The sequence below is a fragment of the Flavobacterium sp. MDT1-60 genome, assembly GCF_014844035.1.
Lineage (GTDB): Bacteria > Bacteroidota > Bacteroidia > Flavobacteriales > Flavobacteriaceae > Flavobacterium.
This window is the reverse complement of sequence record NZ_CP062159.1, coordinates 1,385,281-1,404,831: the sequence shown is the minus strand read 5'-3', so window position 1 is coordinate 1,404,831 and position 19,551 is coordinate 1,385,281. Positions and strand designations below refer to the sequence as shown.

At 34.8% G+C, this 19,551-nt stretch carries 25 protein-coding genes and 2 pseudogenes; 3 read left to right on the top strand and 24 right to left on the bottom strand.

The window, feature by feature from the left end; all coding sequences use genetic code 11:
- Positions 1-12: 12 nt before the first annotated feature.
- From rplO to rpsL, 24 genes and pseudogenes are all read right to left on the bottom strand, one after another.
- Positions 13-465, bottom strand: coding sequence for a 50S ribosomal protein L15 (gene rplO, locus IHE43_RS05815; RefSeq protein ID WP_026982954.1), 453 nt, complete (start codon positions 463-465; stop codon positions 13-15).
- Between the two features lie 11 nt (positions 466-476).
- Complete coding sequence (rpmD, locus tag IHE43_RS05810; RefSeq protein ID WP_017495010.1) at positions 477-659, bottom strand: 50S ribosomal protein L30; 183 nt, start codon at positions 657-659, stop codon at positions 477-479.
- Positions 660-671: 12 nt separating this feature from the next.
- Positions 672-1,196, bottom strand: a complete 525-nt coding sequence (rpsE, locus tag IHE43_RS05805; protein ID WP_085950271.1) for a 30S ribosomal protein S5 — start codon at positions 1,194-1,196, stop codon at positions 672-674.
- A gap of 3 nt (positions 1,197-1,199) precedes the next feature.
- A complete protein-coding gene (rplR, locus tag IHE43_RS05800; protein ID WP_007803661.1) occupies positions 1,200-1,550 on the bottom strand; it encodes a 50S ribosomal protein L18 in 351 nt (116 codons plus the stop codon).
- Positions 1,551-1,561: 11 nt separating this feature from the next.
- Positions 1,562-2,104 carry a 50S ribosomal protein L6 gene (rplF, locus tag IHE43_RS05795; RefSeq protein WP_056195281.1) on the bottom strand — a complete coding sequence of 181 codons (543 nt, stop codon included), beginning with the start codon at positions 2,102-2,104 and terminating at the stop codon, positions 1,562-1,564.
- A gap of 18 nt (positions 2,105-2,122) precedes the next feature.
- The gene (gene rpsH, locus IHE43_RS05790) at positions 2,123-2,521 is read right to left on the bottom strand and encodes a 30S ribosomal protein S8 (RefSeq protein ID WP_192187083.1); all 399 of its coding nucleotides are present in this window, start codon (positions 2,519-2,521) and stop codon (positions 2,123-2,125) included.
- A 104-nt stretch (positions 2,522-2,625) separates the two neighbouring features.
- On the bottom strand, positions 2,626-2,895 hold the full coding sequence (gene rpsN / locus IHE43_RS05785) for a 30S ribosomal protein S14 (RefSeq protein WP_007803655.1): 270 nt from the start codon (positions 2,893-2,895) through the stop codon (positions 2,626-2,628).
- A 3-nt stretch (positions 2,896-2,898) separates the two neighbouring features.
- A complete protein-coding gene (gene rplE / locus IHE43_RS05780; RefSeq protein WP_007803652.1) occupies positions 2,899-3,450 on the bottom strand; it encodes a 50S ribosomal protein L5 in 552 nt (183 codons plus the stop codon).
- Between the two features lie 2 nt (positions 3,451-3,452).
- Positions 3,453-3,767, bottom strand: a complete 315-nt coding sequence (gene rplX / locus IHE43_RS05775; RefSeq protein ID WP_192187082.1) for a 50S ribosomal protein L24 — start codon at positions 3,765-3,767, stop codon at positions 3,453-3,455.
- 11 nt (positions 3,768-3,778) lie between these two features.
- On the bottom strand, positions 3,779-4,147 hold the full coding sequence (rplN, locus tag IHE43_RS05770) for a 50S ribosomal protein L14 (RefSeq protein ID WP_007803649.1): 369 nt from the start codon (positions 4,145-4,147) through the stop codon (positions 3,779-3,781).
- A gap of 2 nt (positions 4,148-4,149) precedes the next feature.
- Positions 4,150-4,410 (bottom strand): 30S ribosomal protein S17, encoded by a 261-nt coding sequence (gene rpsQ, locus IHE43_RS05765; RefSeq protein WP_007803646.1) that lies wholly within the window; start codon positions 4,408-4,410, stop codon positions 4,150-4,152.
- A 17-nt stretch (positions 4,411-4,427) separates the two neighbouring features.
- Entirely contained in the window at positions 4,428-4,619 is a 192-nt protein-coding gene (gene rpmC, locus IHE43_RS05760) for a 50S ribosomal protein L29 (protein WP_007803639.1), read from the bottom strand.
- A gap of 13 nt (positions 4,620-4,632) precedes the next feature.
- Entirely contained in the window at positions 4,633-5,058 is a 426-nt protein-coding gene (gene rplP, locus IHE43_RS05755; protein WP_007803637.1) for a 50S ribosomal protein L16, read from the bottom strand.
- A gap of 19 nt (positions 5,059-5,077) precedes the next feature.
- Positions 5,078-5,839: a 30S ribosomal protein S3 gene (gene rpsC, locus IHE43_RS05750; RefSeq protein ID WP_007803635.1), complete on the bottom strand. Its 762-nt coding sequence runs from the start codon at positions 5,837-5,839 to the stop codon at positions 5,078-5,080.
- Between the two features lie 5 nt (positions 5,840-5,844).
- Positions 5,845-6,258: a 50S ribosomal protein L22 gene (gene rplV, locus IHE43_RS05745; protein ID WP_007803631.1), complete on the bottom strand. Its 414-nt coding sequence runs from the start codon at positions 6,256-6,258 to the stop codon at positions 5,845-5,847.
- 6 nt (positions 6,259-6,264) lie between these two features.
- Entirely contained in the window at positions 6,265-6,543 is a 279-nt protein-coding gene (rpsS, locus tag IHE43_RS05740; RefSeq protein WP_007803626.1) for a 30S ribosomal protein S19, read from the bottom strand.
- 6 nt (positions 6,544-6,549) lie between these two features.
- Positions 6,550-7,374: a 50S ribosomal protein L2 gene (rplB, locus tag IHE43_RS05735; protein ID WP_059114053.1), complete on the bottom strand. Its 825-nt coding sequence runs from the start codon at positions 7,372-7,374 to the stop codon at positions 6,550-6,552.
- A 9-nt stretch (positions 7,375-7,383) separates the two neighbouring features.
- Positions 7,384-7,674 (bottom strand): 50S ribosomal protein L23, encoded by a 291-nt coding sequence (gene rplW / locus IHE43_RS05730; RefSeq protein WP_007803621.1) that lies wholly within the window; start codon positions 7,672-7,674, stop codon positions 7,384-7,386.
- Between the two features lie 7 nt (positions 7,675-7,681).
- Positions 7,682-8,311: a 50S ribosomal protein L4 gene (gene rplD, locus IHE43_RS05725; RefSeq protein ID WP_029272050.1), complete on the bottom strand. Its 630-nt coding sequence runs from the start codon at positions 8,309-8,311 to the stop codon at positions 7,682-7,684.
- Positions 8,311-8,928: a 50S ribosomal protein L3 gene (gene rplC / locus IHE43_RS05720; RefSeq protein ID WP_007803612.1), complete on the bottom strand. Its 618-nt coding sequence runs from the start codon at positions 8,926-8,928 to the stop codon at positions 8,311-8,313. The genes rplD and rplC overlap by 1 nt, the downstream gene beginning before the upstream one ends.
- Before the next feature lie 405 nt (positions 8,929-9,333).
- A pseudogene (rpsJ, locus tag IHE43_RS05715) lies at positions 9,334-9,640 on the bottom strand (30S ribosomal protein S10).
- A gap of 11 nt (positions 9,641-9,651) precedes the next feature.
- Positions 9,652-11,808, bottom strand: coding sequence for an elongation factor G (gene fusA / locus IHE43_RS05710; protein WP_133507758.1), 2,157 nt, complete (start codon positions 11,806-11,808; stop codon positions 9,652-9,654).
- A gap of 10 nt (positions 11,809-11,818) precedes the next feature.
- The gene (rpsG, locus tag IHE43_RS05705) at positions 11,819-12,295 is read right to left on the bottom strand and encodes a 30S ribosomal protein S7 (RefSeq protein WP_007803600.1); all 477 of its coding nucleotides are present in this window, start codon (positions 12,293-12,295) and stop codon (positions 11,819-11,821) included.
- Between the two features lie 117 nt (positions 12,296-12,412).
- Positions 12,413-12,797 (bottom strand): annotated as a pseudogene (gene rpsL / locus IHE43_RS05700) (30S ribosomal protein S12).
- 532 nt (positions 12,798-13,329) lie between these two features.
- Here rpsL and IHE43_RS05695 point away from each other — a divergent pair.
- The 3 genes from IHE43_RS05695 (at position 13,330) to IHE43_RS05685 (ending at position 19,470) form a co-directional block, all read left to right on the top strand.
- A complete protein-coding gene (locus IHE43_RS05695) occupies positions 13,330-14,682 on the top strand; it encodes a hypothetical protein (RefSeq protein WP_225585406.1) in 1,353 nt (450 codons plus the stop codon).
- Positions 14,683-14,767: 85 nt separating this feature from the next.
- Positions 14,768-18,013 carry a SusC/RagA family TonB-linked outer membrane protein gene (locus tag IHE43_RS05690; protein ID WP_192187080.1) on the top strand — a complete coding sequence of 1,082 codons (3,246 nt, stop codon included), beginning with the start codon at positions 14,768-14,770 and terminating at the stop codon, positions 18,011-18,013.
- 11 nt (positions 18,014-18,024) lie between these two features.
- Positions 18,025-19,470: a SusD/RagB family nutrient-binding outer membrane lipoprotein gene (locus IHE43_RS05685; RefSeq protein ID WP_192187079.1), complete on the top strand. Its 1,446-nt coding sequence runs from the start codon at positions 18,025-18,027 to the stop codon at positions 19,468-19,470.
- Positions 19,471-19,551 lie beyond the last annotated feature (81 nt).

Sequence of the window (19,551 nt, the reverse complement as noted above, 5' to 3'; positions counted from 1 at the left end):
TTAATAGATAAGTTATATAGTTACAGCTTCTCCACCAGCAGCTTCAATAGCAGCTTTTGCAGTAGCAGTAAATTTGTGGGCAGTTACTTTTAATTTTGCTTTCAACTCTCCTCTACCTAAAATCTTAACGATTTCATTTTTGGTAGCTAGACGATTTGCTACGAAATCTGTCATAGAAACAGAATCAGTAATCACACCATTGTCTACTAATAATTGAAGCGTATCTAAATTAACACCTTCGTATTCTTTACGATTGATGTTTGTGAAACCAAACTTAGGCACACGTCTTTGAAGTGGCATTTGACCTCCTTCAAAACCAATCTTTTTAGAATAACCAGAACGAGATTTTGCTCCTTTGTGACCTCTTGCAGCAGTGCCACCTTTTCCAGAACCTTCTCCTCTACCTAATCTTTTATTTTGATTGTGTGTTGACCCTTCAGCTGGTTGTAAGTTACTTAAATTCATAACAGTATTTGTTATTTAGCTTCTTCGACAGAAACTAAGTGTTTAACTTTGTTTATCATCCCAAGGATAGCAGGGTTTGAATCATGCTCTACAACTTGTCCCATTTTACGTAGACCCAAAGCTTCCAAACCTCTCTTTTGAGAAAGAGGACAGTTGATTTTGCTTCTTACTTGTTTTACTAATAATTTAGCCATAATTTCCTTGAATTAACCTTTAAAAACTTTTTCTAAAGAAACACCTCTTTGTTTTGCAACAGTATAAGCGCTTCTCATTTGTAATAAAGCATCAAAAGTTGCCTTAACTACGTTATGAGGATTTGATGATCCTTGAGATTTAGATAATACATCGTGAATACCTACTGATTCAAGAACTGAACGAACAGCTCCACCAGCAATAACTCCTGTACCATGAGAAGCAGGAATTAAGAATACACGTGCACCACCAAATTTACCTTTTTGTTCGTGAGGAACAGATTGTCCATTCAAAGGAATTTTTACTAAATTTTTCTTAGCATCTTCTACTGCTTTCGCAATTGCCTCAGAAACGTCTTTAGATTTTCCTAATCCATGACCAACTACTCCGTTTTCATCACCTACAACTACAATAGCAGAAAAACCGAAAGCTCTACCCCCTTTTGTAACTTTAGTAACACGATTAACACTTACCAGACGATCTTTAAGTTCAAGACCACTTGGTTTTACCAATTCTACATTTTTGTATTTAGACATAATATATTAGAATTTAAGTCCAGCCGCTCTTGCGCCTTCTGCTAATGATTTAATACGACCGTGATATAAATAACCTCCTCTATCAAAAGTGATGGTATCAATCCCAGCTTTTAACGCTTTCTCTGCAACTAATTTTCCAACAGCAGCAGCGATTTCAACGTTAGTACCTTTTCCTATTTCTTTTTCTCTTGAAGATGCAGCTAATATAGTAACTCCATTTACATCATCAATAAGTTGAGCGTAAATTTCTTTGTTACTTCTAAATACAGATAGTCTTGGATTAGTAGCAGTACCACTGATCGATTTTCTAATTCTGAATCTAATTCTCTGTCTTCTATCAGATTTTGTTAATGACATAATCTTATTTTTTAAGCTGATTTACCTGCTTTTCTTCTTAATACTTCACCCACAAATTTAACACCTTTTCCTTTGTATGGCTCAGGCTTACGGAAACCTCTGATTTTCGCAGCAACCTGACCTAAAAGTTGTTTATCAAATGATGTTAATTTTACTATAGGGTTTTTACCTTTTTCAGATATTGTTTCTAAAACTACTTCTGGAGCAACTTCTAAAACAATATTGTGAGAATATCCAAGAGCTAAATCTAACTTTTGACCTTGGTTTGAAGCTCTATAACCAACTCCAACTAATTCAAGTTCTTTTGTAAAACCTTCAGATACACCAATTATCATATTATTGATTAATGATCTGTATAATCCGTGTTTTGCTCTTTGGTCTTTATGATCAGACGATCTTTCTAATAGAACTTGATCGCCTTCAACTTTAACAGTAATGTCCGAAAACTCCTGAGTTAGTTGACCTTTTTTTCCTTTTACCGTAACGATACCGTCCTTAACTTCTACAGTTACTCCAGCAGCGATTACAATTGGGCTTTTACCTATTCTTGACATCTTATTTAGTCTTTAAAATTAGTATACGTAACAAATTACTTCACCACCTACATTAAATTGTTTCGCTTGCTTTCCAGTCATAAGACCTTTTGAAGTTGAAACAATTGCAATTCCTAATCCATTAAGGATTCTTGGTAATTTGGCAGCACCTGCATATTTACGTAAACCAGGTTTACTAATTCTTTGGATATCTTTAATTACAGGCTCTTTTGTATCTTTATCATACTTTAAAGCGATTTTGATTGAACCCTGAACAGAGTTGTCTTCAAATTTGTAACTCAAGATATAACCTTGATCAAATAAGATCTTAGTTATTTCTTTTTTTAGATTAGAAGCTGGAATTTCAACAACTTTGTGGTTTGCAGCCACAGCGTTACGAACTCTAGTCAAATAATCTGCAATAGGATCTGTATACATATGTATTTGATTGCGACTATGGTTTTCGGGAGGCACCCGCCTCCCGAACCTTTAATCAATTAAAATTATTTTTTGGTTTGCAAAAGTAGTAACTTATTGCGAGATTACCAAGATGCCTTTTTAACTCCAGGAATTAATCCATTATTAGCCATTTCACGGAAAGTTACACGTGAAATACCGAATTGACGGATATACCCTCTTGGTCTACCTGTTAATTTACAACGATTGTGCAAACGAACTGGTGAAGCATTTTTAGGTAATTTTTGTAAACCTTCAAAATCTCCAGCCTCTTTCAAAGCTTTTCTTTTCTCAGCATACTTTGCTACCGTTTTTTCTCTCTTAACCTCGCGGGCTTTCATTGATTCTTTAGCCATGTCTTAATTCTTTTTAAAAGGTAATCCTAATTCAGCCAATAATGACTTTGCTTCCTTGTCTGTTTTTGCAGTAGTAACAAATGTAATATCCATTCCTGAAATTTTGTTTACTTTGTCAATATCAATTTCCGGAAAAATGATTTGCTCCAAAACTCCAAGGTTGTAATTACCTCTTCCGTCGAAACCAGTAGCTTTAATACCACTAAAATCTCTAACGCGTGGTAAAGCAGAAGTAACAAGTCTATCTAAAAACTCATACATTCTTTCTCCACGTAAAGTAACTTTTGCTCCAATAGGCATCCCTTTTCTCAATTTAAAAGACGCAACGTCTTTCTTTGAAATTGTAGATACTGCTTTTTGTCCAGTGATCTTTGTTAACTCATCAACTGCATAGTCAATAAGTTTTTTATCAGATACAGCTGCACCAACTCCACGGCTCAAAACGATTTTCTCAAGTTTTGGAACTTGCATCACGTTTGTATATCCGAATTCCTCTTTAAGAGCAGAGATTACTCTACTCTTATATTCTTCTTTTAGTCTAGGTGTATATGCCATTACTATAGTACTTGATTAGATTTTTTTGAAAATCTTACTTTCTTATCTCCTTCTACTCTAATACCAACTCTAGTTGCTTCCTTAGTTTTAGGATCAATTAGTGAAATGTTAGATATTTGTATAGAAGCTTCTTTCTTAACGATACCACCTTGAGGGTTTTTAGCACTTGGTTTTGTATGTTTCGAAACCATGTTTACACCTTCAACTATCGCTTTATTTTTCTCACGGTAAACACGTAAAACTTTACCTTCAGCACCTTTATGGTCTCCAGCAATAACTCTTACGATATCTCCTGATTTTATTTTTAGCTTTATCATCTTAAAACGAATTAAAGCACTTCTGGTGCTAATGATACAATTTTCATGAATTGTTTTTCACGAAGTTCTCTTGCTACCGGACCAAAAACACGAGTTCCTCTCATTTCTCCTGCAGCATTCAAAAGAACACATGCATTGTCATCGAAACGGATATAAGAACCATCAGCTCTTCTCACTTCTTTTTTGGTACGTACAACAACTGCAGTTGAAACAGCTCCTTTTTTAACGTTACCGTTAGGAGTTGCATCTTTAATAGATACTACAATCTTGTCACCAACAGAGGCATACCTTCTTTTGGTACCTCCTAAAACACGGATAGTTAAAACTTCTTTTGCTCCCGTGTTATCTGCTACTTTTAGTCTTGATTCCTGTTGTACCATAATTATTTAGCTCTTTCTAAGATTTCAACTAATCTCCAACATTTTGTTTTACTTAAAGGACGCGTTTCGCTAATTCTTACAGTATCTCCAATGTTACAGTCGTTTGTTTCGTCGTGTGCAACGTATTTCTTTGTTTTCAACACGAACTTACCGTATAATGGGTGTTTTACTTTTCTTACTTCAGCAATAACAATAGATTTATCCATTTTATTTGAAGTAACAACACCTATTCTTTCTTTTCTTAAATTTCTTTTTTCTTCCATCTTTCAGCAGAATACAATTATTGTAACTCTCTTTTAGTTAGCTCTGTAGCCAATCTTGCAACTGTTCTTCTTACACTTCTAATTTGAAGTGGATTCTCAATTGGAGAAATAGCGTGGGCCATTTTTAGGTCAGCATATATCTTCTTAGTTTGACTAAGTTTTTCTTGCAACTCCGCTGCAGAAAGATCTTTTATTTCTGATTGTTTCATAATATAATATAAATTATGCTTCGAAATCTCTAGCAACGACGAACTTAGTTTTTACTGGAAGCTTTTGAGCTGCAAGACGTAAAGCCTCTTTTGCAACTGATAAAGGAACTCCTCCAACTTCAAACATAATTCTTCCGGGTTTAACAACGGCAGCCCAATATTCAACGGCACCTTTACCTTTACCCATACGTACCTCAAGAGGCTTCTTAGTAATTGGTTTGTCTGGAAATATTTTGATCCATAATTGTCCTTCTCTCTTCATGAAACGAGTTGCAGCGATACGCGCAGCTTCAATTTGACGAGAGGTTAAGAACATTCCATCTTCATGTACAGATTTAATACCAAACATTCCATTAGAAAGTTCATGCCCTCTTTGAGAGTTACCTTTCATTTTACCCTTTTGTACCTTACGGTATTTTGTTCTTTTAGGCTGTAACATTTTTCTTTAGTTTAAAAATTTACTTTCTTTTACGAGCGTCTGGTTTACCACCTTTATTAAAAGGTTTTCTGTCTCCTCTCGGAGAATCTCCACCTTTACCACCACCAGTTCCAGATTGTTTTTTATCCATTCCTGCAAGCGGAGAAAGATCTCTCTTTCCATAAACTTCACCTTTCATGATCCATACTTTGATACCCATTCTACCATAAGTAGTATGAGCTTCAGCCAAAGCATAATCAATGTCAGCTCTGAAAGTTGATAGAGGAATTCTACCTTCTTTGAAACCTTCTGAACGTGCCATCTCAGCACCATTCAAACGACCAGAAATCAAAACTTTGATACCTTCAGCGTTCATACGCATAGAAGCAGCAATAGCCATTTTGATTGCACGTCTGTAAGAAATACGGCTTTCGATTTGACGAGCGATGCTTGTCGCCACAAGATAAGCATCTAATTCAGGTCTTTTGATTTCAAAGATGTTGATTTGAACCTCTTTGTCAGTAACTTTCTTAAGTTCTTCTTTTAACTTGTCTACCTCTTGTCCACCTTTTCCGATAATTATACCAGGTCTGGCAGTAGTGATAGTAACGGTTACAAGTTTCAAAGTTCTCTCGATGATTACTTTTGATACACTAGCTTTTGATAAACGAGCGTGGATATACTTTCTGATTTTGTGATCTTCGGCAAGTTTATCACCGTAATCATTTCCACCATACCAGTTTGAGTCCCACCCTCTGATGATACCAAGTCTATTTCCAATTGGATTTGTCTTTTGTCCCATGCTGCTTAAGAATTGCTTTGTGTGTTATTGATAGCTCCAAGCACGATTGTAACGTGATTAGAACGTTTTCTTATTCTGTGTGCACGACCTTGTGGAGCTGGACGAAGTCTTTTCAACATCATTCCACCATCTACTCTGATCTCTTTAACAAATAACCCAGCTTCTTCCAAATTACCTTCACTATTTTTTTGCTCCCAGTTGTTGATTGCAGATAATAATAGTTTCTCTAATTTTCTTGAAGCTTCTTTAGAACTGAATCTTAAGATGTTAAGTGCTCTTTCTACCTTCTGACCTCTTACCAAGTCCGCTACTAAGCGCATTTTTCTAGGTGAAGTAGGGCAGTTATTCAATTTTGCGAAAGCAATAGACTTATTAGCCTCTTTTCTCGCATCTGCTGTTTCTCTTTTACGAACTCCCATTGCTTCTTATTTTTTACCTTTATTTTTTGCTCCAGCATGACCTCTAAAAGATCTAGTTGGTGAAAATTCTCCTAATTTGTGACCTACCATGTTTTCTGTTACGTAAACTGGTACAAATTGACGACCGTTATGAACTGCGATAGTTTGTCCAACAAAGTCCGGAGTAATCATAGAAGCTCTAGACCAAGTCTTAACCACTCCTTTATTACCATTTTCAATGTTTTCCTGAACTTTCTTGTCTAACTTATAATGAACGAAAGGTCCTTTTTTTAATGAACGTGCCATATCTTATTATTTCTTTCTACGTTCTACGATATACTTGTTACTCGGGTTTTTCTTAGAACGAGTTCTATAACCTTTTGCTGGTATTCCATTTCTTGAACGTGGATGTCCACCAGAAGAACGTCCTTCTCCACCACCCATTGGGTGATCAACAGGGTTCATTGCAACAGGTCTTGTTCTAGGTCTTCTTCCTAACCATCTTGTTCTACCAGCTTTTCCTGATACAACTAATTGGTGGTCTGAATTAGAAACAGCTCCAATAGTAGCCGAACAAGTTAACAAGATCAATCTTGTTTCACCAGATGGCATTTTAATTGTAGCATATTTTCCATCTCTTGCCATTAACTGAGCAAATGTACCAGCCGAACGAGCGATTACCGCACCTTGACCTGGACGTAACTCAATACAAGAGATTACAGTTCCTAAAGGAATTCTACTTAAAGGCAATGTATTACCAATTTCTGGTTGAGATTCTGGACCAGAAACTAATTTCTGACCAACTTTCAATCCGTTTTGAGCAATAACATAAGTTTTCTCTCCATCAGCATAAGCTAATAAAGCGATAAACGCAGTACGATTTGGATCATATTCGATTGATTTCACTGTAGCTGGAATTCCTTCTTTTGTACGTTTGAAATCAATAATACGATATCTCTGCTTGTGACCACCACCCGTATAACGCATGGTCATCTTTCCTTGACTATTTCTACCTCCAGAGTTTTTTATCGGCGCTATCAAAGAGCGTTCCGGCTTATCAGTTGTAATGGCGTCATAACCATTCACAACTCTAAATCGCTGACCTGGGGTAATAGGTTTTAATTTTCTTACTGACATTTTTCTATCTTAGATATTGTTGTAAAAATCAATTGTTTCTCCTTCTTGTACTTGAACAATCGCTTTTTTAATTGCATTTGTCTTTCCACTGATCAAACCACTTTTAGTGTATTTTGTAGTTCTATCCGGTCTTACGTTCATCGTGTTAACTGAAACGATAGTTACTCCATAAGCAGCTTCAATAGCTTTCTTAATCTGAACTTTGTTTGCTTTTTTGTCAACAACGAATCCGAAGCGGTTTAAAACTTCACTTTCTTTGGTTACTTTTTCTGTTACTATAGGTCTAATTATGATACTCATATTCCTATTATTTGCTTAAATTTTCTTCGATTAACTCCAAAGAACCTTCTAAAAGCACTAAATTATTAGTGTTTAAAATAGCGTAAGTGCTTAATTCTGAGCTAGTTACGACATTAGAAGCCTTTAAATTGCGTGACGACAAATATACATTTTTATTTGACTCTCCCAACACAAATAGAGATTTTTTATTTTCTAACCCTAAAGCTTTCAAAACGTTAATGAAATTTTTAGTGTTTGGCGCTTCAAAATTAAAGTCTTCAAGAACGATGATATTCGACTCTTTTGCTTTGATTGAGAAAGCTGATTTTCTAGCCAATCTTTTCAAGCTTTTATTCAATTTAAATGAATAACTTCTTGGTCTTGGTCCGAAAACTGTTCCACCACCCTTAAACAATGGATTTTTAATACTTCCCGCACGAGCTGTACCTGTTCCTTTTTGTTTTTTAATCTTACGTGTACTTCCTGTCACTTCAGCTCTTTCTTTTGCTTTGTGAGTTCCTTGTCTTTGATTAGCAAGATATTGCTTTACATCAAGGTATACAGCGTGATTGTTTGGTTCAATTGCGAATACTGAATCAGAAAGTTGAACTTTTCTTCCAGTATCTTTTCCGTTGAAATCTAATACTTTTACTTCCATTACTTCTGAATGATTACATAAGAGTTTTTATGTCCAGGAACGCATCCTTTAATAACAAGCAGGTTCTTTTCAGCCACTACTTTTAAAACTCTAAGGTTTTGAACTTTTACATTGTCTCCTCCCATTCTTCCAGCCATACGCATTCCTTTGAATACTCTAGATGGATAAGAAGAAGCTCCCACAGAACCTGGCGCTCTTAAACGGTTGTGTTGACCGTGAGTTGCTTGTCCAACACCACCAAATCCGTGACGTTTAACAACCCCTTGAAAACCTTTACCTTTAGATACACCTTGTACATCTACAAATTCTCCTTCAGCAAAAATAGAAACATCAATAAGATCTCCTAATTTTTGTTCAGTTGCAAAATCTTGAAATTCAACGACTTTTTTCTTAGCAACAGTTCCAGCTTTTTTAAAGTGACCTAAAGCCGCTTTAGTGGAATGTTTCTCGTTTTTGTCATCGAAACCAAGTTGCAACGCTTCGTACCCGTCAACACCTTTGGTTCTGACTTGGGTAACAACACACGGCCCAGCTTCGATTACTGTACAAGGAATATTTTTCCCGTTTTCATCAAAAATGCTAGTCATGCCGATTTTTTTACCAATTAACCCAGACATAAATATTAATTATTAATTACTAAAATTCCCTTCAATTTGAAAATAACAGAAATTTCCAAACAGGGAGTGCAAAAGTAGATATTAAAATTGAATATACCAAACAGTTATAAAAATTAAATCGCTCATTATCAAAATTCAAGCTCAAAAGCTTTCTTCAATAATATTTTATTTATTGAAAAAATTCAACCAATTAATCATAATCTACAAAAATACTTTTCTTAACAATTACATAATCCAATCTTTAAAAACCATCGACAACAAGCTAAACAAAAGGCATTTCAACAAAAAAAAGAAAAATATCATCATTAAAAACAGTTAGTCAAAAACAACAAAACAGAATTTATGACAATAAAAAAAAGCGAGACATTACTGCCTCGCTTTCTATATAAAATATAATAAAAAAAATTATACTTTTATCTCTACTTCAACTCCACTTGGCAATTCAAGCTTCATTAATGCATCAATAGTTTTAGATGAAGATGAATAAATATCAATCAATCTCTTGTATGACATTACTTCAAATTGCTCTCTCGCTTTTTTGTTAACGTGCGGAGAACGCAACACAGTGAAAAGTTTTTTGTGAGTTGGCAACGGAATTGGACCTGTTACAACTGCTCCAGTAGTTTTTACTGTTTTTTACGATCTTTTCAGCAGATTTATCTACCAACATGTGATCGTAAGATTTTAGTTTTATTCTGATTTTTTGACTCATTTTCTTAAGAATTAAGCGTTACCTTTTGCTTTTTTAATTACAGCTTCTGAAATATTAGAAGGTGTTTCTGCATAATGTGAAAACTCCATTGTTGAAGTAGCTCTACCAGAAGACAATGTTCTTAATGTTGTTACATATCCAAACATCTCCGATAAAGGCACATCAGCTTTAATAGTTTTAGCACCATTTCTGTCACCCATGTCATTTACCTGACCTCTACGACGGTTGATATCACCCACGATATCTCCCATGTTTTCTTCAGGAGTAATAACTTCCATTTTCATGATAGGCTCAAGAATAATAGCTCCAGCAGCCTTAGCCACTTCTCTATAACCCATTCTAGCTGCTAATTCAAAAGAAAGTGCATCAGAATCGACAGGGTGGAAAGATCCGTCTGTCAAAGTTACTTTCAAACTATCCACTTGATAACCAGCCAAAGGACCAGTTTTCATAGCTTCACGGAAACCTTTTTCTACAGATGGAATATATTCTTTAGGAACGTTACCACCTTTTACCGCATTAATAAACTGTAATCCAACAGGAACTTTACCATCAACTTCGTCAGCAGGCTCAAGTGTAAATACGATATCACCGAATTTACCACGACCTCCAGATTGTTTCTTGTAAGTTTCTCTGTGTGTTGCAGTTCTTGTAAACGCTTCTTTATATTCAACTTGAGGCTCACCTTGGTTTACTTCAACTTTAAATTCACGTTTCATACGATCTACCAAGATATCTAAGTGAAGCTCACCCATACCCGAAATAATCGTTTGCCCCGAAGCCTCATCTGTTCTAACAGTAAATGTTGGATCTTCTTCAGCTAATTTAGCCAAAGCCATACCCATTTTATCAACGTCAGCTTTAGTTTTAGGCTCAATCGCAATACCAATTACCGGTGCAGGGAATTTCATAGACTCAAGAATAATTGGGTGTTTCTCATCACACAATGTATCTCCAGTTTTGATATCTTTAAATCCAACAGCAGCTCCAATATCTCCAGCCTCAATATATTCGATTGGATTTTGTTTGTTTGCATGCATTTGGTAGATACGGGAAATTCTTTCTTTATTTCCTGAACGAGTGTTCAATACATAAGAACCAGCATCTAAACGTCCAGAGTAAGCACGGAAGAAAGCTAAACGACCTACGAATGGGTCAGTAGCAATTTTAAATGCTAAAGCAGCGAACGGCTCTTTTACGTCTGGTTTACGTAAGATTTTAGTTTGATCTTCTTCTAATAATTCAGCATCATCAGGATGAATTCCTTCGATACCTTCCTTATCCATCGGAGAAGGTAAATATTTACAAACTGCATCTAACATGAATTGAACTCCTTTGTTTTTGAAAGAAGAACCAGCGATCATTGGAATGATAGCCATATCCATAGTTGCAGCTCTTAAAGCTTTGTTGATTTCTTCTTCCGTGATAGAGTTTTCATCTTCCATGAATTTCTCCAAAAGATTTTCATCGTAATCAGCAACTGCTTCAATAAGAATAGATCTGTATTCTTTAACTTCAGCTAACATATCCTCAGGAATTGGCACAATATCAAAAGTCGCCCCTTGAGTAGCATCATGCCAGATGATAGCTTGGTTTTTTACTAAATCTACAACACCTTTGAAATCATTCTCTTCACCAATTGGCAAAGTGATCGCAACAGCATTTGACTTTAACATATCACGAACTTGTTGACAAACAGCCAAAAAGTTAGATCCTTGACGGTCCATTTTGTTTACGAATCCCATACGCGGAACTCTGTATTGATCAGCAAGTCTCCAGTTAGTTTCTGACTGAGGCTCAACACCATCAACAGCACTAAATAAGAAAACCAAACCATCAAGTACACGTAGAGAACGATTTACCTCTACAGTAAAGTCAACGTGCCCAGGAGTATCAATAATATTAAAGTGGTAAGGCAAAGATTCAGGCAAAATTTTACCTTGTTCAGTTGGAAAATTCCACTCACAAGTTGTTGCAGCTGAAGTAATTGTAATACCTCTTTCTTGCTCTTGAGCCATCCAGTCCATTGTTGCAGCACCATCGTGCACTTCACCAATTTTGTGTGACTTTCCAGTATAAAAAAGAATACGCTCCGTTGTTGTTGTTTTACCAGCATCAATATGAGCAGCAATTCCGATATTTCTTGTATATTTTAAATCTCTAGCCATTTCTTACGAATTAAAATCTAAAGTGAGAGAAAGCTTTATTAGCTTCTGCCATCTTGTGAGTATCCATTCTTTTCTTAACCGCAGCACCTTCTTCTTTAGCAGCTGCTAAACATTCTGACGCTAAACGCTGTGCCATAGATTTTTCATTTCTTCTTCTAGAATAAAGTATTAACCACTTCATTGCCATAGAAATTTTTCTGTCTGGTCTAATTTGCATTGGAATTTGAAATGTAGCTCCACCAACTCTACGACTACGTACTTCTACGTGAGGCATAACGTTTGTTAAAGCATCTTTCCAAATTTCTAATGAAGATTTCTCTGAATCCTGCTTCTTAGACTCAATGATGTCAATTGCATCATAAAATACTTTGAAAGCTGTAGATTTCTTACCATCCCACATTAAGTTGTTCACAAAACGTGTTACCAATTGGTCGTTAAACCTAGGATCTGGTAAAAGTGGTCTTTTCTTTGCCGCTCTTTTTCTCATGTCTTTTTTTTAATAAAAAGTTATAGGTTATCCGTTAAATGTTATTTGTTACAGATTTCAATTTAAATTTCAATCCCCAACGCTTAACTCCTAACCTCCAACTCTTAACGTTTTAAATTACTTTTTTGCTTCTTTTGGGCGTTTAGCACCGTACTTAGATCTTCTTTGCGTTCTTCCTGCAACTCCTGACGTGTCAAGCGCTCCACGAACGATATGATATCTAACACCTGGTAAATCTTTTACCCTTCCACCTCTAACTAATACTATCGAGTGCTCTTGTAAATTGTGTCCTTCTCCAGGGATGTAAGCATTCACCTCATTACCATTTGTCAAACGTACACGCGCAACTTTACGCATTGCAGAGTTTGGTTTTTTTTGGTGTAGTAGTGTAAACACGCGTACAAACCCCTCTTCTTTGAGGACAAGAATCTAAAGCAACCGATTTACTCTTCTTAGTTATCTGAGTTCTTCCTGTTCTTACTAATTGTTGAATTGTTGGCATAATTAATACTAAAAATTTATTATGTATATTAAATTCCCGCTTTTTACGGGGTTGCAAATGTATAAAATATTTTTCACTATACAAACGTTAATCCATTAATTTTCAATAACATTATTTAAGACTATGTTTTTACAAACAAACAATTGATATTTGCAATACTTTTTAATAAATGAAACAATTGCATTTGAAACAGTTATTATACATATTTTTTTTAACCTCATGTCTTAGTTGTTATGCCCAAAATTTTTATTTAAAAATAAAGGGAACAAACAACAAGGAAGATCAAATTATTGATTCATTAAATTATTCGCCAAACCATCTAAATTTAAAATCTTTATATGACGAGATAAACAACACTTCCAACAAGCTGTCAAAAAAAGGGTATTTAGACAACAAAATACTAGAAACAAACAAGGTAAACGACAGTTCATACCTCAGTATTATATCACTAAAAACAAGAACAAAAAAGATACATATATATATAGGTAGAAATAATCTTTTTTTTAATTCATCAGAAACAAATAACGACACCTTGATTTTACCTTATGAAGAAACAGAAAACTATCTAAATCAAAAGATAATTGAAGCTGAAAAACAAGGTTTCGCCTTAAGCAAAATAAAACTTGAAAATATACGAAGAGAGAATTTGGTAATTTTCGCAAGCCTTAATTTTAAATCCGAAAAAAAAAGGCAAGTAAATTCGATTATTCTGAATTACACAAATAACAACGAGAAGGCTCAATTCCCAAAAGGACATCTAAAACAACTTAATAAAAAATATCTACAAAAAACTTTCAATCAGGAAATCACCAAACAACTTTACAACGAAATCAATAGTTATGAATTTGTAAGTCAAACAAAATATCCTGAAATATTATTCACAAACGATTCGACTAAAATTTACATCTACCTCGAAAAAAGAAAAGCAAATACTTTTGATGGATATATAGGTTTTTCAAACGACAAAGAAAAAAAAGCAAATCTAAACGGATACCTTGACATATCACTATCAAACACTCTTCATGCAGGTGAACAATTTTCATTATACTGGAAAAGCGACGGTAATCAACAAAAAACTTTTAATACCAAACTAGAAATTCCATATATCTTTAAGTCTTCATTAGGCTTGAAAGCCCAATTGAACATCTTCAAACAAGACAGCACTTTTCAAAACACAAAAACCGCATTTGATCTGGGTTATTATATCAATTACAATTCAAAAATTTATCTTGGATATCAAGCAACAGAATCCAGTGATATTCAAAACACAAACAACTCAACAATTAGTGACTTCAAAAACTCCTATATCACATCAAGTTATGAATTAAAAAAAACAGATCATTTAAACAATCTTATTCCAAAAAAAGCAAATATAAACTGGATAATTGGATACGGAAAAAGAGACACCAACAACGACCCCGCAACAGCAGGAAGCAGTCAACAATTTTACACCAACTTAAATGTGTCCTATAATTTTGAGTTAAATGAAAAGAATTTCATTAACATAAATTCACAAAATTTTTATCTTAACAGTAAAAATTACATTTCTAATGAATTATTTCGTTTTGGAGGAATCAATTCAATACGAGGCTTTTTAGAAAACAGCTTACAATCTAACTTTAATTCTTTAATTCTTACAGAGTACAGATATAAATTTTCAAAAAACATTTATGTTAACACTATAACTGATTACGGTCTTTACCAAGACTTAACAAACAAAACCAACTCAAACAAAATAAAAAAATTAATAGGATTAGGAATTGGCACCTTGATTCAAACACCAAATGGATTACTTAAGATTAGCCTTACAAATGGGACGCAAAACGTGCAGGAAATACAATTATATAACACTATCATAAACATATGTTATAATGTTAAATTTTAGCAGTAACCGAAAAAAGTTTAAATTAATATTAGGATAGTTAACAAATTATTAAGAGTTTTGCGATACTAATTCAAAATATTTAAAAATGAAACTAAAGTTCAATGGATTCTTAGTGCTATTATTAGTACTAGTGGCGCAACTAACTTTTGCGCAAGAAAGAGCTGTTTCAGGAATTGTAACCGATAATACAGGTATGCCTTTACCAGGTGTAAGTGTGTTAGTGAAAGGGACAAAATCTGGAACACAAACTGATTTTGATGGTAAATTTTCTATCAAAGCATCCACAAGCCAAGTATTGGTATTTAGCTACATTGGGATGAAATCTCAGGAAATAGCTGCAAGTTCATCTACAATAAACGTAAAGTTACTTGGAGATGCACAACAACTTGAAAGTGTTGTCGTAACAACAGCTTTAGGTATTAAAAGAGAAAAAAAATCTCTTGGTTATTCTGCTCAATCAGTATCAGCTGAACAAGTATCAACAGTTCCTACAGGAAACTTTGTAAACAACTTGTCAGGAAAAGTTGCTGGTCTTAGCGTAACTCAGGGTACAAACTTTGGAGGATCTACGAACGTTGTTCTTAGAGGTTTCAAATCACTTTTAGGAGATAATCAGGCTTTATTTGTAGTTGACGGTGTTCCAATTTTGAACAACAACGTAAATAGTCTTGACCAAAAAAGTGGTAGAGGTGGATACGATTATGGTAATGCTGCATCAGATATCAACCCAAATAATATCGCTGAAATCAACGTACTTAAAGGTGCTGCTGCAACTGCACTTTATGGATCAAGAGCACAAAATGGTGCGATCATCATTACTACTAAAAAAGGAAAATCAAGAACTGATTTATCAGTTGAATTTTCTTCATCTTACACTATGTCTACTGTAGACAAAACTACGTTCCCAAAATATCAAACTGAATATGGTCAAGGATATTTCGGACAAAGATTTTCAACTTACAATGGTGAGCCAAGATCTAGATCCGGAGATGATGCTTCTTACGGCCCTAAGTATGATGGTTCTCAAGTTTGGCAATATGATGCATTTATTCCTGGATCACCTACGTATGGTCAAAAAACCACATGGGAAGTTGCAAAAAATGGTCCAATAGAATTTTTTGATACTGCAACGTCAACTGTTAACAACATTTCATTAAACGGTGGTACTGAAAAAGCTACATACAGATTAACTTACGCTAACACAAACAGTAGCGATATTTTACCAAATTCTTTATTAAGCAAAAATAATTTCAATGCTAGTGCTACTTACAAATTCAATGATAAGTTAAGTTCAACTTTCAATGCAACTTATGTATCACAAAATACAAGAAACAGAAATACAACTGGATATGGAGGAAACCAAATCGCTGGTTTTAGACAATGGTGGGCTACAAATGTTGATTTAAAAGAACAAAGAAGTCTTTATGAAATGAGTCGCCAAAACTACACATGGAATATTAAAAATGCTGCAGATATCACTCCTGCTTATTGGGATAATCCTTACTTCCAAAGATACGAAAACTACAATAATGATAGCAGACAAAGAGTTGCTGCCAATGCAAGTATAACTTACGATGTAAATAAAAATTTAAGCTTTACTGGTAGATTAGGTACTGATGGATTCAATTTAAAAACTGAAGACAGAATCGCTGCAGGTTCAACTCCTGCAACTCTTGGATCTAATTCAAATCTTCAAAACTTACCAGCGCAACCATCAGGTTATGCTTTAGATCTTTACAATTTTAGTGAGCAAAACTATGATTTCCTTGCAACTTACAAAAAAGACTTAACTGAAGATTTAAATCTGAATGTACTTCTTGGTACTAACTACAACGTACAAAGTAGATTCAGTAATCAACAAATGACATCAGGAGGACTATACATTCCTGGATTATATACAATTTCTAACTCTGTTTCAGCTCCGGCTCTACCTAGAATTATAGATACAAGAAAAGAAGTATTAGGTTTATTTGCACAAGCAACATTAGGCTACAAAGGAACTTACTACTTAGAAGGTTCTGTAAGAAGAGATCAATCTTCTGCTCTACCTCAAGATAACAATGCATATTGGTATTCTGCAGTATCAGGAACTGTTGTTTTCTCAAACTGGTTAAAAGATGTTGAATTCATCAACTTTGGTAAATTTAGAGCTGCTTATGCTCAAGTAGGTTCTGATACAGATCCTAACCAATTATTGAATTCTTACACTGCAAGAAACCCATTTGGAACTCCAGTTTATTCATACAACACAACTGCAAAAAATGCAAATTTAAAACCACAACAATTAGACAACGTCGAATTAGGTTTGAATATGCAATTTGCAAATAACAGACTTGGATTTGATGTGGCTTGGTTCCAAAACAAAGCATATGATCAAATCTTACCATTACCAGTATCAACATCTACCGGATCAGCATTCAACACTATCAATGCTGGTACATTAACAACAAAAGGATTTGAGGTTACACTTACTGGAACTCCAGTTAAAACAGAAAATTTCTCTTGGGACGTAAGCGTAAACTGGTCTAATCCTAACACTAAAGTTACAGAACTAGCCCCTGGTATTGAAAACATCAACATTAACTCTCTTCAAGGAGGTATCAGTATCAATGCTCCTCTTAACCAAGATTATGGACAAATTTGGGGAACAACATATGTATTAGACGAAGCTGGAAATAGAATTATTGGAGCTAACGGTGCATACGAAGTTTCTACAACTACTGATAACAAATTAGGAACATATCAAGCTGAATGGATTGGTGGTATTAACAACAAATTCAATTATAAAAATCTTTCTTTTAGTTTCTTAATTGACGTGAAAAAAGGAGGAAGTGTTTTCTCACTTGATCAATACTACGGATACGGAACAGGTATCTACGCTAATTCAGTTGGAAATAATGACTTAGGAAATCCAATTAGAAATACATTAGCTAATGGTGGTGGTGAAATTCTACAAGGTGTTATGGCAAACCCTGCATATACACCAACAAATGGTCAACCACAATATGTAAATAATACAACAAGATTGGACAGATCTCAATCTAGCCAGGTTTTTGGTACAGACCCACCTGCAGCTGCATTCGTTTACGATGCTGGATTTGTAAAATTAAGAGAGGTTGTATTAACTTATAATCTTCCTTCAAGCATTTTAGGAAATTCTCTTAAGGGAGCTTCATTTAGCGTAATAGGTAATAATCTTTGGATAATTGACAAAAGCTTACCTTATTCTGATCCAGAAGCCGGATTGTCCTCAGGTAACACACAAGGATACCAATCTGGGCCTATGCCGACAACTAGAAATATTTCTTTTAATGTCAAAGTTAATTTTTAAAAAAAATGAAAATGAAAAAAATAATAGCAATATTAACAATTGGCCTGTCATTGACGGCTTGTGTTAATGAAGATGCAAATACAGATCCAAATAGTGCCTATAGTACTGTTCCAGGATCGCTAATTACTTATGCTCAAAAAGAATTAAGTGATTACGTTAACACACCAAGTGTAAACGAAAACAACTTTAGACTGACGATGCAGTATTGGCAAGAGACAACTTATGTAAATGAAAGTAATTATGACTTTACAAACCGTAATGTTTCAAACCAAATATATACAGACAATTATGTAAATGTCCTGAACAATCTTGGTAAAGCAAAAGAAATCATCAATGTTTACGAACCAACACCTACTGAATTAGCTGATTGGCCAGCAAACAAAAAGACTCAATTAGCTATAATTGATATTATGCAAGTATATACGTATCAACTTTTAGTAGATACTTTTGGTAATATCCCTTACACTCAAGCTGCAAACCTTGTTGCTTACCCATTACCTGCATATGATGATGGAGCAACTATTTACTCAGATCTGATCACAAGAATCAATGCTGATATTACTGCTTTAACTAGTGGTACTGCAAACAGTTTTCCAACATTTTCTGATGGCGATAAGCTATATGGAGGCGATCCAGTTGCATGGCGTATATTTGCTAACTCTTTAAAATTAAAGCTGGCAATAGGAATCGCAGATTCAAACCCAGCTTTAGCACAAACTACAGCACTTTCAGCTATTGCAACCGGAGTAATGACATCACCTGCTAACAATGGGCAATTTCCATATTTGGCTCCTTCACCAAATTACAATCCTTTGTATGAAAACTTAGAAGCAAGTGGTAGAGAAGACTTTGTTGGTGGAAAAACTTTAGTTGATTATATGAACGCAAGTAACGATCCAAGAATAGATGATTACTACACAGCGGTAGATGGCGATTACATTGGCCTACCAATTGGTGAAGGTGGTGAATTTGGAGATTTTTCTCATGCTGGTGAGTATGCGTATACACCAACAACACCAGGAAACATCTTAACCTATACAGAAGTTGCTTTTTATGTGGCTGAAGCAAATGCTCGTTGGAATACAGCAGCTGCACCTGTAGCTTACAATGCAGCAGTTACTGCTTCTATTTTAGAGTGGGGTGGTACAGCAACAGAAGCTACAGCTTATCTTGTAACAAAACCATATGATGCAACTAATTGGAAAAAATCAATTGGAGAGCAAGCTTGGGTAGCAATGTATAATCAGGCGTTAACTTCTTGGAATTTCTGGAGAAGATTAGATTTCCCGGTTCTATTGGCACCTCCTACAGCTATTAATAATGCTGGTGGTAAAGTTCCTGTAAGAATGGCTTACCCTGTTCTTGAGCAACAAACAAATAGTACAAACTGGAAAGCTGCTTCAACAGCTATCGGTGGAGATTTATTGACAACAAAACTTTTCTGGGATAAATTCTAATTTATAATAGAAAATAAATACTAAAAGCCACTCTGTTCACTCAGAGTGGCTTTTTTTTATATAAACATTATACCTATATTT

Excerpts from the sequence above, each read along its gene's own strand:
- rplO (WP_026982954.1), bottom strand. The coding sequence starts at position 465 with ATGAATTTAAGTAACTTACAACCAGCTGAAGGGTCAACACACAATCAA.
- rpmD (WP_017495010.1), bottom strand. The coding sequence starts at position 659 with ATGGCTAAATTATTAGTAAAACAAGTAAGAAGCAAAATCAACTGTCCT.
- rplR (WP_007803661.1), bottom strand. The coding sequence starts at position 1,550 with ATGTCATTAACAAAATCTGATAGAAGACAGAGAATTAGATTCAGAATT.
- rplF (WP_056195281.1), bottom strand. The coding sequence starts at position 2,104 with ATGTCAAGAATAGGTAAAAGCCCAATTGTAATCGCTGCTGGAGTAACT.
- rpsH (WP_192187083.1), bottom strand. The coding sequence starts at position 2,521 with ATGTATACAGATCCTATTGCAGATTATTTGACTAGAGTTCGTAACGCT.
- rpsN (WP_007803655.1), bottom strand. The coding sequence starts at position 2,895 with ATGGCTAAAGAATCAATGAAAGCCCGCGAGGTTAAGAGAGAAAAAACG.
- rplE (WP_007803652.1), bottom strand. The coding sequence starts at position 3,450 with ATGGCATATACACCTAGACTAAAAGAAGAATATAAGAGTAGAGTAATC.
- rplX (WP_192187082.1), bottom strand. The coding sequence starts at position 3,767 with ATGATAAAGCTAAAAATAAAATCAGGAGATATCGTAAGAGTTATTGCT.
- rplN (WP_007803649.1), bottom strand. The coding sequence starts at position 4,147 with ATGGTACAACAGGAATCAAGACTAAAAGTAGCAGATAACACGGGAGCA.
- rpsQ (WP_007803646.1), bottom strand. The coding sequence starts at position 4,410 with ATGGAAGAAAAAAGAAATTTAAGAAAAGAAAGAATAGGTGTTGTTACT.
- rpmC (WP_007803639.1), bottom strand. The coding sequence starts at position 4,619 with ATGAAACAATCAGAAATAAAAGATCTTTCTGCAGCGGAGTTGCAAGAA.
- rplP (WP_007803637.1), bottom strand. The coding sequence starts at position 5,058 with ATGTTACAGCCTAAAAGAACAAAATACCGTAAGGTACAAAAGGGTAAA.
- rpsC (WP_007803635.1), bottom strand. The coding sequence starts at position 5,839 with ATGGGACAAAAGACAAATCCAATTGGAAATAGACTTGGTATCATCAGA.
- rplV (WP_007803631.1), bottom strand. The coding sequence starts at position 6,258 with ATGGGAGTTCGTAAAAGAGAAACAGCAGATGCGAGAAAAGAGGCTAAT.
- rpsS (WP_007803626.1), bottom strand. The coding sequence starts at position 6,543 with ATGGCACGTTCATTAAAAAAAGGACCTTTCGTTCATTATAAGTTAGAC.
- rplB (WP_059114053.1), bottom strand. The coding sequence starts at position 7,374 with ATGTCAGTAAGAAAATTAAAACCTATTACCCCAGGTCAGCGATTTAGA.
- rplW (WP_007803621.1), bottom strand. The coding sequence starts at position 7,674 with ATGAGTATCATAATTAGACCTATAGTAACAGAAAAAGTAACCAAAGAA.
- rplD (WP_029272050.1), bottom strand. The coding sequence starts at position 8,311 with ATGGAAGTAAAAGTATTAGATTTCAACGGAAAAGATACTGGAAGAAAA.
- rplC (WP_007803612.1), bottom strand. The coding sequence starts at position 8,928 with ATGTCTGGGTTAATTGGTAAAAAAATCGGCATGACTAGCATTTTTGAT.
- fusA (WP_133507758.1), bottom strand. The coding sequence starts at position 11,808 with ATGGCTAGAGATTTAAAATATACAAGAAATATCGGAATTGCTGCTCAT.
- rpsG (WP_007803600.1), bottom strand. The coding sequence starts at position 12,295 with ATGAGAAAAAGAGCGGCAAAGAAAAGACCACTTTTACCAGATCCTAGG.
- IHE43_RS05690 (WP_192187080.1), top strand. The coding sequence starts at position 14,768 with ATGAAACTAAAGTTCAATGGATTCTTAGTGCTATTATTAGTACTAGTG.
- IHE43_RS05685 (WP_192187079.1), top strand. The coding sequence starts at position 18,025 with ATGAAAAAAATAATAGCAATATTAACAATTGGCCTGTCATTGACGGCT.